The organism is Marinomonas transparens, assembly GCF_016463975.1.
Taxonomy (GTDB): domain Bacteria; phylum Pseudomonadota; class Gammaproteobacteria; order Pseudomonadales; family Marinomonadaceae; genus Marinomonas; species Marinomonas transparens.
Genome location: NZ_JAEMNX010000015.1, coordinates 86,633 through 102,587, shown reverse-complemented (window position 1 = coordinate 102,587; position 15,955 = coordinate 86,633). Strand labels below are relative to the sequence as shown.

The following is a 15,955-nucleotide window of genomic DNA, read 5'->3' as shown; positions in this document are numbered from 1 at the left end:
AACATGCCGACAATAATAAAGAAAAAGCATCATTTCATTAAGTTGATAATAATCAACCAACCTGTTGATCATATCAACTTGACTTTTATTACAGAGGCTAACTTTACCGCGCAGCACAAGATTGGGAAGAGCGGCCTGTTAAGGCATGGCTCAGCCGTTATCGCTTGTCCTATAAATCCAAGGTTAAGGTATCGCTCAGCGCTCTTGAACAACAAGGGGTGAATTGATCGTTTTGTGCCTTTTCAGCATCCGATAAAAAATCGTCCCTGTGGTCGGGAATGCCATCCGTCACCTTAGTTAAACAAGCACCACAAATACCCATTTCACAAGACACATCCACGGTAACGCCAGCCGCGTCAATGGCTTCCAGTGCCGTCTGATCCGCCGCGACCTCTAATTCCAAGCCAGAACGACTAAGAATAAGTTTAAAGGCCCCATCACCGGACTCAGATACCTTTGGCTCGGCTTTAAAAATCTCTTTATGAAGGTTGGCTTCTGGCCATGAATTTGCTCTAGCGCTGTCAAACACATAATCCATATAAGCCACCGGGCCACAGGTGTACAAATGGGCATTGTCGGCAAAAGCACTTAAGGCACTATTGATGGCAGCGTCGTTTTTTTCACGTTCACCCGAAAAATGAAAGAAAACCTTAGCAGCAAATGAAGCGTTTTTAAGCTGTTCATAAAACGCTGCTTCAGTTTTTGATTTGGCGTGGTAATGCAGTTCAAAATCAATGCCAAGACTATCCAGTTCTATCGCCATCGACATAATGGGCGTAATACCGATACCACCCGCAAAGAGCATGACCTTGTCGCTGTTGATATCAAGCGGAAAAAGATTACGCGGCTCAGAAATGGTGAGGGTATCGCCAATCTGAACATGGTTATGCAAAGCGACAGAGCCGCCCCTTGATTGCGCGTCATTCAACACAGCAATCTTATAAAATTCATCAGACTGATCATGGTTAATCAAGGAATATTGGCGGATCAAACCATCAGCAATATGCACATCAATATGGCTGCCAGTGGTAAAAGCGGGCATTTTTTCATTATTTGCATGCGCCAGTTCAAAACTGGCGATGCTAGGTGTTTCTAGGGTTTTATGACGAACAACAACATCAAACATAATTTACCTCAATCGCTTTTAGAGCGATTTAGACGGTTCTTAATCACTTCATCAATTGACCAAGCACCTGAGCCTGCGAAGATGAAGTAAAAAAAGACAAAACAGAACATAATAGTGAGCTCCCCGCCATTCACCACGGGGAAAAAGGCTTTGGCGGGATAAAACATAAAATACGCCACCGCCATTTGACCGGATAGAACAAACGCCACACTGCGAGTGCAAAAGCCTACTAGCAGGCACAAACCACCAAAAAATTCTAAAACGCCAGCCACACCCACTAAGCTAAATAACTCTAATGGACCTTGGTTATGGCCACCGGGTGGGTAATGGAAAAGTTTTTGTGCACCATGTTGCATAAACAAAAATGCGCTAATGACTCGTAGAGCGGCACGGCTGTATATTTCATATTTAGATAACATCATAGACGATTTCCTTTTTTATTTTTTTGAGTAGGGAAGATGTGAATAAGTTTTTTTGACTAAGCCTTAGCAGACTTATTCGCACCTTGTTTTAAACTTGAAAGCGTGACAGAGACGCTGATTAAGGCTCTCTGTCACGGCGGCTTAACGGTTATGCTTCTTCTAATGGAATCTTCTCTTCCGCTAGCATCGCTTCAATTTTCCGGCGTACTTGCACGGCCGGTTTGTCTGCGATGACTAACAACTCTCGTTGTTGTGTGACGGCAAAATCTAAGCGTTTCTCAACCGCATTGATGGCAACAACGTCTTGTCCGCGAATTTTTTTATCAGCAGCCAGTTGGAAGTTATCTAACGATTCATCACCGAGTCTGAAGTTACGGGTAGAAAAACCAAAATAATGCGTCGTGTGGTCGGTTTCTGGGGTGATGCCATGCAGAATCATTAACGCGCCTAATTCTTTTGGCACTTCTGCTTTGCCGGGCACCTTAGTAATAATAGGTAGGCTGGTTGAAATGAATTCAGGACCGTAGAAATCACTTCGAATTGAGAAGTCACAAAGACCATCGAATTGCGCTTCAGGGCCAAATACCAGTTTGAAATAATCATTCCAAGGCGCTTTACCATGTCTTAAAACACGGTAACTTTTTTCATGCTCTTCGGTGACCAATGGAATTTTTGCCATCGCATCTTTGCCATCAACATGATGATGAACGTAGGGTAAATGAGTCAAATCCATTAAATTGTCGACCAATAATTGAGAACGGCCATCAAGGTGGAAATAGTTTTCTGAGTGGAAATCCCAGTCTGGTTGATCCAAACCAAAATCTTCATAAGGCGGGATTAAATCCGTATCGCACTTGTCTTCATCGCCCATCCAAATCCAGCAGAGTGGGCCACGTTCAACCAGCTTATAGACTGGCTGACACATCTTGCCAGTCACCTTGTCTTGTGAAGGAATATCAATACAGTCGCCGTTATCGGCAAACTTAAAACCGTGATAACCACAGACAATGGCATCACCCTCTACTCGTCCTTCCACCAAAGGCAAATAGCGATGCGGACAAAGGCCATACATGGCCACAGGTGTGCCATCTTCTTTACGGTACATAACAACTGGCTTGTTAAGCATCGTACGTTCCATTGGCTCACGGGTAATCTCGGTAGAGAAAGCCGCCATGTACCAACGGTTTTTGACGATAGAGCTTTTGTATTTGAATGGATACATAATGATAATTTTCCTATCTTTATTTTTATAATATAGGCGACCACTTCCTGCCCGGAATGGCCTGATCAAGAAAACCTCACATACGAAACATCGCTTCCCTAGGCGTAGCGGTAAAACGATAACCTTACTATTTCTAATGCCACATGTGATTTTTCAGCAATATAGCAATGCAAACCTCGATGCACCAATCCTTAACAGCGCTAGCTGGTATCGCTAATTTCAATAGTAAAGGGAGAGCCTAAGTACCGTGCTTGTTGATTTAGTTAAGGTCGCCTTTAAAAAATCCTATTTATTGACGAAAAGGCATCTTTAAAATAGATTAGTAAGACTCCTATATAACGATAAAAATGATGGTGAAACCCTTATGCGATTTAAAGGCCTAGATTTAAATCTGTTGGTCGCATTAGACGCGCTGATTGCTGAGCGCAACATAACGCGAGCAGGCGAGCGTATACACCTGAGTCAGTCCGGCATGAGCTCGGCCGTCTCTCGGTTACGTGAATACTTTGATGACGAGTTATTTGTACAAGTCGGCAGAGAACTGATTCCTACTTCCTTAGCGGAGACACTAGCAAAGCCGGTACGTCGGATCCTTGTCGAGATGGAAAACACCATCATTAACCAGCCGAAATTTGACCCAACAACCGATGATCGTTGTTATAAAATTGTCGCCTCGGAACTCACCACCATGGTGCTAATGACTAGCGTTATTAGCCGCTTGGCTCAAGAAGCGCCCAATATACGCTTAGAGCTATCATCCACCAGTGATATTGAATTAATCGACAAGGGCAGTGTTGACCTGATGTTTCTCCCTCGTCAATTTGTCTTAGAAGACCACCCCTACGATGAACTCTATCAAGAAGGCTATAAATGCATTTGCTGGGAAGGCAATACCTCGATTGGTGACAAAATCACCTTTGAGGATTATCAAACAGCAGGTCATGTTGCCGTAAGCTATGGTAAAAACCATTCCCCCGCCTTTGATGGGTGGTTTATGAGCAACTATGGCATCAGTCGCAGGGTCGAAATTACCACCACCAACCTGCTTGCGCCGCCGGCACTGATTATTGGTACCCAGCGTATCGCCACCGTCCATAGTCGGCTAGCCAGCATAGTGCGCAAATCTCTGCCTATAAAAATTTTAGAGCCACCCATGAACATCCCCATGCTAACGCAAACCATGCAGTACAACCGTAACCGCGAAAACGATGCCGGCTTGACTTGGCTACGACAACTCATCGTAGACGTCGCCAAGACCATTTGATGGGGTTTGCTGGGAGGGTGCGAGTATGACGCTCTCAAGCTTGATGGTGAGGCCTTTCCACTTGATTCCCTAGAAAGGCCTTAAGAAAGACAGCAAGAAAGTGCGCATACAAAGCAGCTCTGTGACCTTTATTAAAGATGAATAAAAATGGACGTTCCTCCTTGGTGTGCTTAACCCAAGACCACGAAAAATGCACGACAAAATACGGCGCGTCGCCCTAGAACGGGAAGCCCTACTACTAGGCGGCCTAGCACCAGAAGAACTCGACACCTTGGTCGTGGTACTGCAAAAACTTAATGCCAGAGTAGGGCTGGTTAACGCCTATGAACCGAGTGAGGGCTAGAGGCTAGGGTTAAATCTCTTATGTTAGAGATTCTTAGCGGTGAGTGATCAGCTAATAGGGCTAATAACGCCAATCTTCATAAGCCAGCGGCAAACTGTTTAAGAGTTTTCTGCGCTCTCGCCAATCCTGCATATGTTTGTCCATGAGGGAGCGAAAACGGTCATTGTGGTGGCGTTCGATAAGGTGAACAAGCTCGTGTACCAAAATATATTCCAAGCACTCATGGGGCTTTTTAGCGAGCTCTAAATTAAGCCAAAGCCGTTTAGCCTGAATATTGCAGCTTCCCCATTTTGTTTTCATTCTTTTGATACCAACGCTGTGAGCTTCTACACCAAGTTTTGCTTGCCAATAGGGCAGTCGTTTCTCCAACTCGTCTTGGATGGCTTTGCGATAAAACTGGTTGAGTAACTTAAGCCTATTGTCTGTTGTGGTATTTGGGGAAACCCTTAACTCTAACTTGTTTGCGCCTTTTACGTTTACAAGGTGCTTACCTGTTTGTTCAACAATATCTAGGCGGTGGTGTCTACCCCAAAGGTAATGGCTTTCGCCACTGACCATTTCTCGGCTCAATTGGCGCGGCTGGGCAGCAAAATCGGCTTGCTGCTTTTTTATCCAAGCGAGTTTATTGATAATAGCCAACCGTACCGACTGCTCACTGGTACGTTTAGGAACGGATAAGCGTACTTGCCCATTTGGTGGCAGCACATTCAAATGAATGTTTTTAATGGCCCTACGATTAATCTGAACCTCAATACCCGCAATGGTCTGGCTGGAAAGAGAAGAAGCCATTAATGGTATTCCTTCTGCTTTCTAAGCAGGTCCATGACATCATCTATATTCAGCGCATAATCGGCTATTTTTTCACTTATAGCCTTCTTGATTTCTTTTTCTTTAAAGTGATCACCAAGCCAATCTGCTTTCTTTGTATTGAACATAGTGGTGTCTATATTAGTGGCGAGTACTTCATCCTGCCCAAGGTTGTCATACAGTGCTTGCTTGGCCTTTGTGTTAATAGTATTAGGGTAGTTTGATTGGTTATTTGTCGTTGGGTTAACCACTTTTTTGGTCAGTTCGCGCACTTTTTCTAGGTATGTTTGGTAATTAATGGCCTTTTCTCGACGTTGTACGATCAGTTCATCCAGTAATGACGACATCTGGTCAAAGTACCTTGGGTTTACTGGGTTTTCATCAATGATGGTTTTGCGTACGTTGTTTTCGATGGCTTCAGCCATGGCGTCTTCGTTATCGCGTAGATTTTTAGGAATCGAGTTGGAGTTGAGCCCTTCACCATGGTTATTAACAATAAGGTCAATCAGCCCTAACTCTTCGAAGTCAATAAGTTGTGTACTGTCATCGGCACGAATATACATATCAAGCAGCCGACGCATGGCAGGTTCATACAGCTTCATTTCAAGTGCATCACCGCTGGCGACTTTTACTTCGTTCCTAACTTGCTCGTAGAAGATGACTTCCTGTCTTATGTTATCAGCTTGTTCTTTAGAATAGCCGGCTTGTTCCATCTCGTTAGCAATGTTGGCGTAGGCGCGTAGTAACTTAGCGGCAGCGTGATACAGAGCTAACCTAAGCATTTCTTTTTCGCTTCTCTGATCGCTGTCCAGCGAGTCAACTCCCGATTCTCCGCAAAAATAATGTTGGAAGTTTATGGTGTCACGGGGTGCCTTAACGGGTTCACACAGGGCTCTAACGGCTTCTAATGCATTGGTAATATCCGATTTAGCTTCGACTAAACGATCTTTTAACAGCCCTGCTACATCCTCACGGTCGTAACCATCAAAAGCTTCCGTTGTGTAGTCTTTTATGGTCTTATCAAGTGATGTAAAAAGATCTTTATAATCAACGATATAACCGTATTCTTTTTCATCCCCATCGAGTCGGTTGACTCGGCAAATTGCTTGGAACAAGCTGTGGTCATGCATACTTTTATCAATGTAAAGATAGGTGGCAGAAGGGGCGTCAAAGCCCGTTAATAACTTGTCTACTACAATCAGCAAACGCATTTTCCCCGGTTCTTCTTGAAAACGCGTTTTCACGGATCGTTCAAATTCGTCAAGGCGTTTAACCGCTTCGTCTTCACTTTGTTCAAAATACTCAGCCAGCATTTTTCGGTAGGTGTGATATTTGAACAGCTTTTCTGTTTGTCCTTCTCCAGAATCTTCATTTTTAATGGAGCTGATAAGAGGTTTATAACTGGTCACAATGGCGCATTTATCGGCAAAGTCTGTGTCGCTAAATAACTCGTAAATGACGCAGGCCTGATGAACACTAGCGCACACTAGCATGGCGTTGCCTCGGCCATTGATTAACGGCGCTTTCGTTTCCATATCCATGAGGATATCGTTAACAATTTGCTCCAAACGGGATTTACTGGAAAGCACTTTTTGCATGGTGCCCCATTTTTGCTTAAGCCTGCTTTTAGCAAGGTGAGAAATGTTTCTTGTTTTTGCCTCAAACCATAGATCGACTTTCTTTTGCGAAGTTAAATGCTGATCTATGTCCCGTGCTTCATAGCGTAAATCTAATACCACACCATCGCTTACGGCTTCATTAAACTTATAGGTGTGTATGTAAGGGCCAAAGACTTCTAAGGACTTTTTCTTGTCTGCCTTCATCAAGGGAGTGCCCGTAAAACCGATAAACATAGCCTTAGGCAAAATTTCTGTCATGGCGGCATGCAGCTTGCCAGATTGTGTTCTATGACATTCATCTACAAACACAAAGAGATTCCCCTTGGGGGAAAAGTTACGAGACAGGGATTTTTTGAGCTCGTCAATATAAGCACTGGTGGCTTCTTCGTCTTCTTTCTCTGTTAAGCCATCACCATGACGACCAAACTTTTGCACCAAAGAGCACACCAGCCATGGGTTAGGGTGGTGTAAAGTGCGAATTAACTCCGCGCCGGATGTCGCGCGAAAAATGCTTTCATCTACCCCTGTAAAGACCTTTTCAATTTGCTGGTCGAGCTCCTTGCGGTCTGTGACAATAAGCACACGAGCATCTTTTACGTGTTCACGTATCCACTTGGCAAGCCATACCATGGTCAAACTTTTTCCCGACCCTTGGGTGTGCCAAATAATACCGTCTTGCCTGTTTTCAATGTGCTTTTTAGCGGCTTGTACGCCAAAGAACTGATTATGTCGGCAAGTCTTTTTAATACCTGCATCAAACACAATAAAATCATGAATAATGTCTAAAAAACGTGCCTTATCACAAAGCTGAGCCAGATGGATATCCAGCACGCTGTCGGTTTGAATATGGGGCAATGGAAGGGCGTTAGCGCCCTGTGGTTCTTTCCACGTTAAGAAATATTTTTCCTTGGTTCCAAGGGTGCCGTAACGTATGCCTTGGGTGTCGTTGCCAGCCATAACCAGCTGCATGGTGGTAAAGAAGTGCGGAATAAACTCTTTTTTCTGGCTTTCAATATTTTGTTTAATCGCGTCAGATACGGAAACAGATGCGCGTTTTAGTTCAATCACCCCCAGCGCAATACCATTCACATACAGCACAATATCGGGGCGCTTATTGTTCGCACCAACAACCGTTACTTCTTCTGCAATAGCAAAATGATTGTTCTGTGGGTGCTGCCAGTCAATCAGCCAAACCGTTTGGTTTTGTTCTCCTGCGCCTTCTTTATCGGTTACTCCATAGCGCAGCAAACGATAAACCTCTTTATTGGCATCAAACAGTTTTTTCCCTTCGCCCAGTGACGCCGCTATTTCCAGTTTGCGTAATACACGGGTGATTAACGTATCGGACACACCACGTAACATAAGCCACTGCTTTAACGTAGCCGTATCGATATTGCGGTTATTGTCGCGGTGTTCCCAGTTGCCGAAATATTTGTAGCCCAGCTGTTCCGTGAAAAAACGAACCACTCGGTTTTGGGTAGCGCGTTCCTTTTGACCTACTTTACTCATGGTTCATCCTTTATATTTTTATCGATCAAGCAAAGCTGAACTTAAAAAATCATTAAATAACAATAGATTAATCCTATCGTACCCGTGTCACACGGTTAAATTACATGGCTCAGTCAAGCAAGGGTCAAGCAAATTAACACCAGTGTGGAACATAGCGCATGGCCTTGGTGCCTGCTTCGGCATCGTAGGCTCTAATGAGCTTGGCATTAACTGTGTCTTTTATCACCCGGCTGACCATAGCGCTGTTTTTTCCTTCAATACCAAAGCGTTCTCTTAGTGACGCATTGTTCATATGTTCACGATTCACATAACGCAGGCAACAGTGCTGATAGCAAGCGCGCATTCTGTCTTCCTTGTCCATATCGGCAAACACCCTATGACCAAACAAAACCGTACGAGTATGCCTGTCGGTGACTTCAAAAAGAGGGGCGGGAAGCTGATAAAGTTCTGTCTGAGAAATGACCTTATCGATCCCTGTCCCCCGTTCTTCACAAATATTAATGCGACGCATAAACGAGGCCAGCATTTCATTGCGACTTTGCGGGGGCGAATCAATAAAACGATCTGCATCCACCAGCGGAGTTCCGGGATTGGTGATTTCCATCCGGCTATCAAACAGCTCAATCATTGGCCCTGTGCCAGAAAGGGAAAAATCCTGATGAATAATGGCATTGGCCACCAGTTCACGAATGGCCAGTTCTGGGTACATAGGCACTTCTTTTCGGAAGGCTTTGCCTATCTCCTCGTTAGCGGGTAACAAGGTTTTAATATAATCGATGAGTCCTTCAAACCCGACGGCATAGCCTTTGTGGTCTTCTAGCTCGCGTATGGTTTCGACTCGGCTACTACCTCGGTATAAAATAAGGCGCACGGCTTTACGGTTAAGATGCTGAAAATTTTGCAGTTTTTTAGCGAATAAAATGGCCCCTAAATTGGAGATCTGCCAAAGCCCGCTAACGGTTTTACTGATCAGTTTATCGGCTTGTAATGCGGCTAAAATGCCATCACGACCTTCTGGGAGCGGTTGCTGGGTTAAATCAAAATACGCGGGATAATCGAGCAACTGTAATACGTGTTCTACGCTAGTGTTTTCTGTCGCGGCTTGCTGCTCAAACGGGGTTTTATCAAAGACTCGCCATAAAGCACGTTCTTTTTCCGCAAATTCGCGCAGTTTCTTTTTGTAGGAACCGACACGAATGTATTCCACGCCGTCGAATTGTACCGGCGTATGGCTTGCCGCTTGCACTTCTAAAACGACCACAGGCATTTGGTTGGTGCTGTTAAAGGCATAAAACTGGAAATGAATTTTCGGTGTGGTTTTTTGCAATAGCCAACTTTCTAACTCTTGCTGTTTATAGCGTGTTGTCGCTGGGGTAAATGTTGTGCCTATGACCTCCTGAGTGCCATCATCGACGCCCCATACTAAATAGCCAGATTGCTTACCCAACAAGGCCGCCGAATTGGCTAGCGCTGAGATGTATTCACCAATCATGGGAGCATCGTCATTATTATGTTTAAACTCGACCCATTCGGTTTCACTGGGTAAGCGGCATAACTCACGCAATAGCGCCTGTAACTGTTCAAGGCTTTGCTCAATCGGCATGGGCTTCTCCTTGTTGTTTGGTTTGATCAAAGGGTAAACGGGTTTTGCCCGTGAGCAATTCCTGCATCATGCCTTGTTTGATCTGGCGGGTTTTGTGTAAACGTTGCTCTAAGGCTTGGATTTCGTCATCCATATCTGAAAGGATAGTGGCGATGGCGGTTTGTTCTTCTTGTTTGGGGTAAACAACTTTTAAACTTTTTAATTGTGAGCCTGTAATTAGAGGCTGCCCTGAACCAAATACAAGAGAATTCAAATTTTTTCGAATAAGCAGATATTTATAGAAGGAAATATCTTCGTCTTTCTGTAATTTAATAATTATGGTGTTATCGGATACACCATAGTTTCCACTAACAAAATTAAGAGTGCCTGCATTCGCACCAACCCTAGCAATAAGCAATGAATCACCTTTGTAGTCCCTGTTTTTACATGTGCCTATTTGACCAGTGGAACCGTAAAGCGGGAAGTCGCCTTTTTCTTTTGTTGAAGTTTTGCCTGAACCAACAAAAATTGTTTTGTCACCAAGCTCGATTACTTCCCAATCCTCTGGTATCTCGCCTAATTCACTGGTTTTCATGACTTTGGGCTGGCCTTTCTTCTTACCTTCAGGTGTGTCTTCGGTGTAAGTCGCAAACTCAGGTAGGCGGGTTTTGCCTGTCAGCAATTGCTGCATGGCGGCGGTTTTAATGGCTTGTTTTTTAGCGATAAGCTTTTCTAATTCACTGAGTAAGGCATCCATATCCGACAAGGCATTGGCAATGGCGGTTTGTTCTGTAAAGCTTGGAGATGGGAATGTAATGGATAATAAAGAGCCTTTAGAAATATTCTTCATACTATTGCTAGTACCAGTTGCCGATTCTTTAATTTTTTTTGAGATTGGCTTAGAGCTTAAAACATATGCTAACCATCTAGTATTAGTTTTTATATTTGAACGAAATTGCATCTGCCAAAGTCGATCGGGTAGAAATAAGTTTGGGAAACTATTTCCCACAAACCCAAGCTCTCCGACTAAGTCAGGAGTATTCATTCTACTTATAATAATAGAACCATTTTGAGGAGTTGTTTTAGCTCTAGTAATATCAATTGGCACTATTGATTTTGCTTCATTTGGGTAAAAATAGCCTTTAGATACGCATGAGGTTTTGAGTATGTGTTTTTCATGGGAAAAAGCGCTAATTTCATTTACTGAGTTTACGCTGATTCCTGCCTCTAAAGATTGAACGAAAGTACCAAGTGTAGGTATATCCCAATCCTCAGGTATCACGCCCACCTCTGTCTGTTTATACCCTGATTTTATAGTTTGGCTCATACCGTCCACTCCAAGCCCATGGCTTTTAGGTGATCTGCCACTTTACCGCTTAAGTCATCAACGGATTGAGTCAGTGTGGGTAATGGTGCGCTGTAACGTTCTTCCAGTTCTTTTACCCGGTTGGCCATTTGTTGGGTAACGCGCTCGATTTCCGCAATGATGTTGGCTTGCAAGGTGGCTAACCATTTGTCTTGCACGATCAAGCTTTTCACGTCGTCCAAGCTTAATGTTGGGTAGTGGTTCAGTACCTTAAGATCGAGCTTTTCCGTGGCGCCTTTCACCGCTTTTTTGCAGGCGGCATCGGCATTAAATAACTTGGTTACTTGTTTTAGGGCGGTTATTTCGTCTGCATTTGTGGTCAGTTTTAAACGGGCCGCTACGCTGGCTTTGGTGATCTTGTCTTTGTCGTTTAACGCATCGGCTAATAAGCCTTCTTCGGTACTGCCAGAGCCTGATGAGGTGTGTTCTTCAAGGTAATTGTCTAAGGCTTGGGTGGCGGCATCTTGTTGGGCTTGCAGCTGGTTAATGGCTGCTTGTTCGCTAGCAAAATAGCGGGCGATGATTAGGTTTGGGGGAATAAGCTCCGCTTTGTATTTTTGCTTATTGATAGTGAAGTCGGGTGTTTCTTTCAGTTTTTCTCCCTTAGCCACCACCAGTTCACGCACGGTATTGCCCGCTTGCCAACCGTCTTGGGTCAGCACATACACATCGTCTTGTAGGGTATCGGCCCAGTAATCCATGAGGATCTGGTAAATGTCGTATTTGCTCAATAATTCGCTATGGGTGTAACGGCTAAGCAATTGTTCAGAAATACGCTGGATAAGCTCTTTTGGCTTGTCGCCAAGGGCGATGTCGCTTAACGCTGCATCGTGAACCCAGGCTTTGAAAGGCAATAAACTGCGTGAGGCAAAGTCTTTAAATTCTGGGTGTGCCAGAATAGTGTTTTTTACCTTGCTGGCTTCGATTAATGCATGGCTGTAGCCTTCCCGTGCAGCTTGCCCTTTATTTTCAGTAAATAACGTCGCACGAATGTTTGGGAAAACCTGCCAAAAGTTTTCTAGGGCATCGATGTCACGGTTAGGAATGCCACCTTGTAAGTGAGCACTTAAATCGTGTAAATCTTCAGGTTCACTGGAATCAATATAACGGGGAATGTTGAGGTTGTAATCGTTCTTAGCGATTTCTTCAATGCTGATTAAGCGGCTAAAACGCTCAACTTCTAAGCCTTTGTTAAACACATCGACCACTTTGTGAATGTCTTGGCTGCGCAGGCGGTTTTTGTTGCCATCTTTGATAAAACCCTTGCTGGCGTCGATCATAAAGATAGAGCGGCCTTTCATCTTACCATCGTCAGAGAGGGCCGATTTTTGTGCGTGTTCTTTATCAATCACAATAATGCAGGCTGGAATGCCAGTGCCGTAAAACAGGTTGGCAGGTAAGCCGATAATGCCTTTTATATAACCCTGTTGGATCAAGTTCTGGCGGATGTTGGCTTCGGCATTGCCACGGAACAACACGCCGTGGGGCAAGATGACCGCGCCTTTGCCGGTGCTTTTTAAGCTGGTAATGATGTGCAGTAAAAAGGTGTAATCGCCGTTTTTCTCCGGTGGTACGCCCCAAGCAAAACGCTTGTATAGGTCGGATTTTGGGTCTAAACCACTGGTCCAGTTTTTGTTAGAAAAGGGCGGGTTGGCTACGGCAAAATCAAAGGTTTTTAACTTGTTTGGCGCGTCTTTCCATTCGGGAGAAGACAGGGTGTTGCCTTGCACTATCTTGGCGGTGATATTGTTGTGCAAGATCATGTTCATGCGGCCCAAGGCGCTGGTGGCATTGTCCATCTCTTGCCCATAGATGGATAAACCTCGTGGCGCTTCATTACTGGCTTTTAATAGCAGCGAGCCAGAACCGCAGGTTGGGTCGTAAACCGTGGCATCTTGTGGTGTATCGTGTTCGATGCCGACGACTTTGGCCAGAATCTGAGACACTTCGGATGGTGTATAAAACTGCCCTTTAGATTTACCCGATTCAGTGGCAAAGTGACGCATTAAATATTCATAGGCGTCCCCCAGTAGGTCGTCTCCTTCGGCACGGTTGTCCGATAAATCCAAGCCTTGGAAGATGCCCACCAATTTGGTGAGTCGGTCTACCTTTTCTTTGTCCTTGCCTAGTTTATCTTCATCGTTAAAGTCGGCAACATCGATCACGCCTTTCAATTTGTTTTCTTCCGCCAAGGCCGCAATGATTTTGTTTATTTCATCGCCAATGGCTTTATGATTTTTTAAGGCCACCATGTCATCAAAGCTGGCTCCGGTTGGTATGGTGATCATACCATATGGGTCGCCTTTGTATTTGTCGGACACGTATTTCATAAACAACATGGTGAGTACGTAATCTTTGTATTGGCTGGCATCCATACCGCCGCGTAATTCGTCACAACTTGCCCAAAGAGAGGAGTAGAGTTCGGTTTTTTTAATGGCCATGTGAAGGAGTCTCTTTTATTTCAAAAAAAGGGTCAGAACCCTTTAAAATATTATGATGTTGTATTGCCACTTGCGTGGATGTTTAAGGCTTTTACAGCTCTTCGGTTTTAAATTCGCTGTAGCCTTCGTAGTAGTAGCTTACGTCTATGCCTTTCATAAAGACCGCACGGTCGTGGATTTTATCGGTTAGCGCTTCTTTGAGCAGTACTTTAATTTCGATGTCTTTGACGACGCTGCGTTGCATGGCTGAGAGGTAGTCGTCTTTATCGACTGCATTCCAGTCTATAACCTGTTTGACTTGGTTTTTGAGTATCAGGTCAAGCCAGATTCGTGTGGCGCGGCCATTGCCTTCGCGGAATGGGTGGGCGATGTTCATTTCGACGTATTTTTCGATGATCTCGTCCACAGTACCTTGGGGCATGGCGTCTATATGTTTGAGCGAAGGATCTAGATACATAAACGGGGCAAAGCGGCTTACCTTTTCAGAATCAGCCCCCTTAGCGATGTTGACCTCACGAATTTTGCCAGCAAAGTGATAAACATCGTCAAACAAATAGGCGTGGATATAAGCTAACCCTTTAAAGGTACCGACCTCGGCTTTTTCTATGTCATTGGAGTCAAACAGTTGTTTGGCTTTTTGCTTGCTGAGTTTTTCTTCTGCTTTCGCCAGTTCTATTTGGTCAGTGAGATTGAGCTTATTGTCCAATAGCATGTTGAATCCCCAGTTTGCGCATTTTTACTATTTGTTTTTCATTTTTAAGCCGCTGTTAATGGTGAACTATTTTACCTTAAAAGCGAGAAAAGAGCTCAAGACCCTTAAAAATAATGCCATCACCGCAAACTCATTTTCTTCGGTTAGCGAATAAGCCCATTACCACTTTTCCTTGATTGACCCTTTCCCTGTTTTGCTCTAGCATTTGCCTTGCACTGGCAAAATCCAGTGTCGGGTATACCACCCCGTCTTTCCACAGCGGCCTAAAACACGCACCGCGTGTTTTTTTATGGCCGGAGTCTCACCTGTTATGGTGGGTCTTTGCTCGGGCTAGTTTCGGCTAGGCTGTTCCTGTGGACGGTAGTGGTATCCTGACTTAGACCCACCACCCTTTTGAGCATACCACCTCAAAGGATGGTCAAAACTCAGACCACAGGAGGCCTAGTATGGCTAATCAATGGATTCCACTTTATACCTGTCTGTTAAATGGACAACCCGCCGACACGGTGAGCGCCCGTGACCTTTATACCTTTCTGCAATTAGACCAAGACTTTTTCCACTGGGTAGACTCTAGCCGTATCAAGCTGAGCTTCACCATAGGGGAAGATTTTATCTTGGTGAAGAATCTGATCCGCCCGACGCCAGAAACCCAAAATGCCGTGCAGCCAACGGTGGATTATTTCATTCGTTTGGACATGGCCTATGAAATGGCAATGGAAGAAGAGGGTTACCTCGCCCAGCAAGCGGGTGACTACCTTCGCGGCTGCGACACACCACAAAATCGCCCGATTCCGGTGAAAGGCCATTGCCTACCCGAAGTGAGGCAGGTGTTTCATCAAACGACTCCTGTGCCTGTGGCACCGCGTGTTAAACCTACTGATGTGGAAGAATACCGCCACGCCAGCAAAGCGCTGAAAACCATGGGGCTCAACGAAAATGGCATGGCACTGCCCATGCACGAAGTGAGTAAAATCATCGAGACCATGCGCCTGTACCAAGACAACATAGAGGCCCTAAAGGCGTTATCGAGTTGGTTTGAGCAGCACATCGCCAACTTAAAAACCTACGCCAATAGCCAGTTTATGGATGGTTAGGCGTTATCGAGCTGCTTTCCTATCAAGCTGGTTTGAGCAGCACATTGCCCTATTAAAGTAAGATAAAAGCCTACGCCAACAGCCAGTTTATGGAGGATTAGGCAGCGGTTTTCGTGATGGGACAAAAGTGCGGAAATGGCCTTTCTCAGTGAAGGCCATTTTTTGATCCTATCTTAATTCGCTGAATATTTCAGGGTGTTGTTCTGCTATGCGTAATAAGGCGATGGTGGCCCGTTCAGGTTTTTTCTAATAAGCCGACTCTCATCCTCTTATGAAGGTAAAAACGCGGGTAGAAATGCGGGTAGAAATGAAGGTAAAAACGCGGGTAGAAAGAAGGCAAGCTTGACTATATTGGCTCCAAAAAGAAGGGGGCTTGGCGAGTTTTAAAAGACTAGGGAAGGTGTGAAGCCAGTTCGAAAAAAACACAGAAAAAAGGGGGGGTTAATCG

Annotated in this window: 12 protein-coding genes; 3 read left to right on the top strand and 9 right to left on the bottom strand. The window is 44.7% G+C overall.

The genetic code is table 11. From position 1 onward, the window contains the following. Positions 1–169: 169 nt before the first annotated feature. From I8J31_RS13175 to I8J31_RS13165, 3 genes are all read right to left on the bottom strand, one after another. The gene (locus tag I8J31_RS13175; RefSeq protein ID WP_199469041.1) at positions 170–1,126 is read right to left on the bottom strand and encodes a PDR/VanB family oxidoreductase; all 957 of its coding nucleotides are present in this window, start codon (positions 1,124–1,126) and stop codon (positions 170–172) included. 8 nt (positions 1,127–1,134) lie between these two features. After that, on the bottom strand, positions 1,135–1,548 hold the full coding sequence (locus I8J31_RS13170; RefSeq protein ID WP_199469040.1) for a DoxX family protein: 414 nt from the start codon (positions 1,546–1,548) through the stop codon (positions 1,135–1,137). A gap of 148 nt (positions 1,549–1,696) precedes the next feature. Continuing rightward, positions 1,697–2,770 (bottom strand): Rieske 2Fe-2S domain-containing protein, encoded by a 1,074-nt coding sequence (locus I8J31_RS13165; protein WP_199469039.1) that lies wholly within the window; start codon positions 2,768–2,770, stop codon positions 1,697–1,699. Between the two features lie 364 nt (positions 2,771–3,134). On the opposite strand from I8J31_RS13165, the gene I8J31_RS13160 reads away from it, so the two are divergent. Next, entirely contained in the window at positions 3,135–4,034 is a 900-nt protein-coding gene (locus tag I8J31_RS13160) for a LysR substrate-binding domain-containing protein (protein ID WP_199469038.1), read from the top strand. 190 nt (positions 4,035–4,224) lie between these two features. Next, complete coding sequence (locus I8J31_RS13155) at positions 4,225–4,377, top strand: hypothetical protein (protein ID WP_199469037.1); 153 nt, start codon at positions 4,225–4,227, stop codon at positions 4,375–4,377. 60 nt (positions 4,378–4,437) lie between these two features. Here I8J31_RS13155 and I8J31_RS13150 read toward each other — a convergent pair whose 3' ends face one another. From I8J31_RS13150 to fic, 6 genes are all read right to left on the bottom strand, one after another. Beyond that, positions 4,438–5,166 (bottom strand): M48 family metallopeptidase, encoded by a 729-nt coding sequence (locus tag I8J31_RS13150; RefSeq protein WP_199469036.1) that lies wholly within the window; start codon positions 5,164–5,166, stop codon positions 4,438–4,440. Continuing rightward, on the bottom strand, positions 5,166–8,312 hold the full coding sequence (locus I8J31_RS13145; protein WP_199469035.1) for a type I restriction endonuclease subunit R: 3,147 nt from the start codon (positions 8,310–8,312) through the stop codon (positions 5,166–5,168). The genes I8J31_RS13150 and I8J31_RS13145 overlap by 1 nt, the downstream gene beginning before the upstream one ends. A gap of 133 nt (positions 8,313–8,445) precedes the next feature. After that, positions 8,446–9,915 (bottom strand): ATP-binding protein, encoded by a 1,470-nt coding sequence (locus I8J31_RS13140; protein ID WP_199469034.1) that lies wholly within the window; start codon positions 9,913–9,915, stop codon positions 8,446–8,448. Then, a complete protein-coding gene (locus I8J31_RS13135; protein ID WP_199469033.1) occupies positions 9,905–11,221 on the bottom strand; it encodes a restriction endonuclease subunit S in 1,317 nt (438 codons plus the stop codon). The genes I8J31_RS13140 and I8J31_RS13135 overlap by 11 nt, the downstream gene beginning before the upstream one ends. Next, the gene (locus I8J31_RS13130; RefSeq protein WP_199469032.1) at positions 11,218–13,701 is read right to left on the bottom strand and encodes a type I restriction-modification system subunit M; all 2,484 of its coding nucleotides are present in this window, start codon (positions 13,699–13,701) and stop codon (positions 11,218–11,220) included. Before I8J31_RS13130 ends, I8J31_RS13135 begins: the two co-directional genes overlap by 4 nt. 91 nt (positions 13,702–13,792) lie before the next feature. After that, the gene (fic, locus tag I8J31_RS13125) at positions 13,793–14,413 is read right to left on the bottom strand and encodes a protein adenylyltransferase Fic (protein WP_199469031.1); all 621 of its coding nucleotides are present in this window, start codon (positions 14,411–14,413) and stop codon (positions 13,793–13,795) included. Between the two features lie 446 nt (positions 14,414–14,859). Between fic and I8J31_RS13120 the strand changes: the two genes are divergently transcribed. Continuing rightward, positions 14,860–15,507 carry an antA/AntB antirepressor family protein gene (locus tag I8J31_RS13120; protein ID WP_199469030.1) on the top strand — a complete coding sequence of 216 codons (648 nt, stop codon included), beginning with the start codon at positions 14,860–14,862 and terminating at the stop codon, positions 15,505–15,507. Positions 15,508–15,955 lie beyond the last annotated feature (448 nt).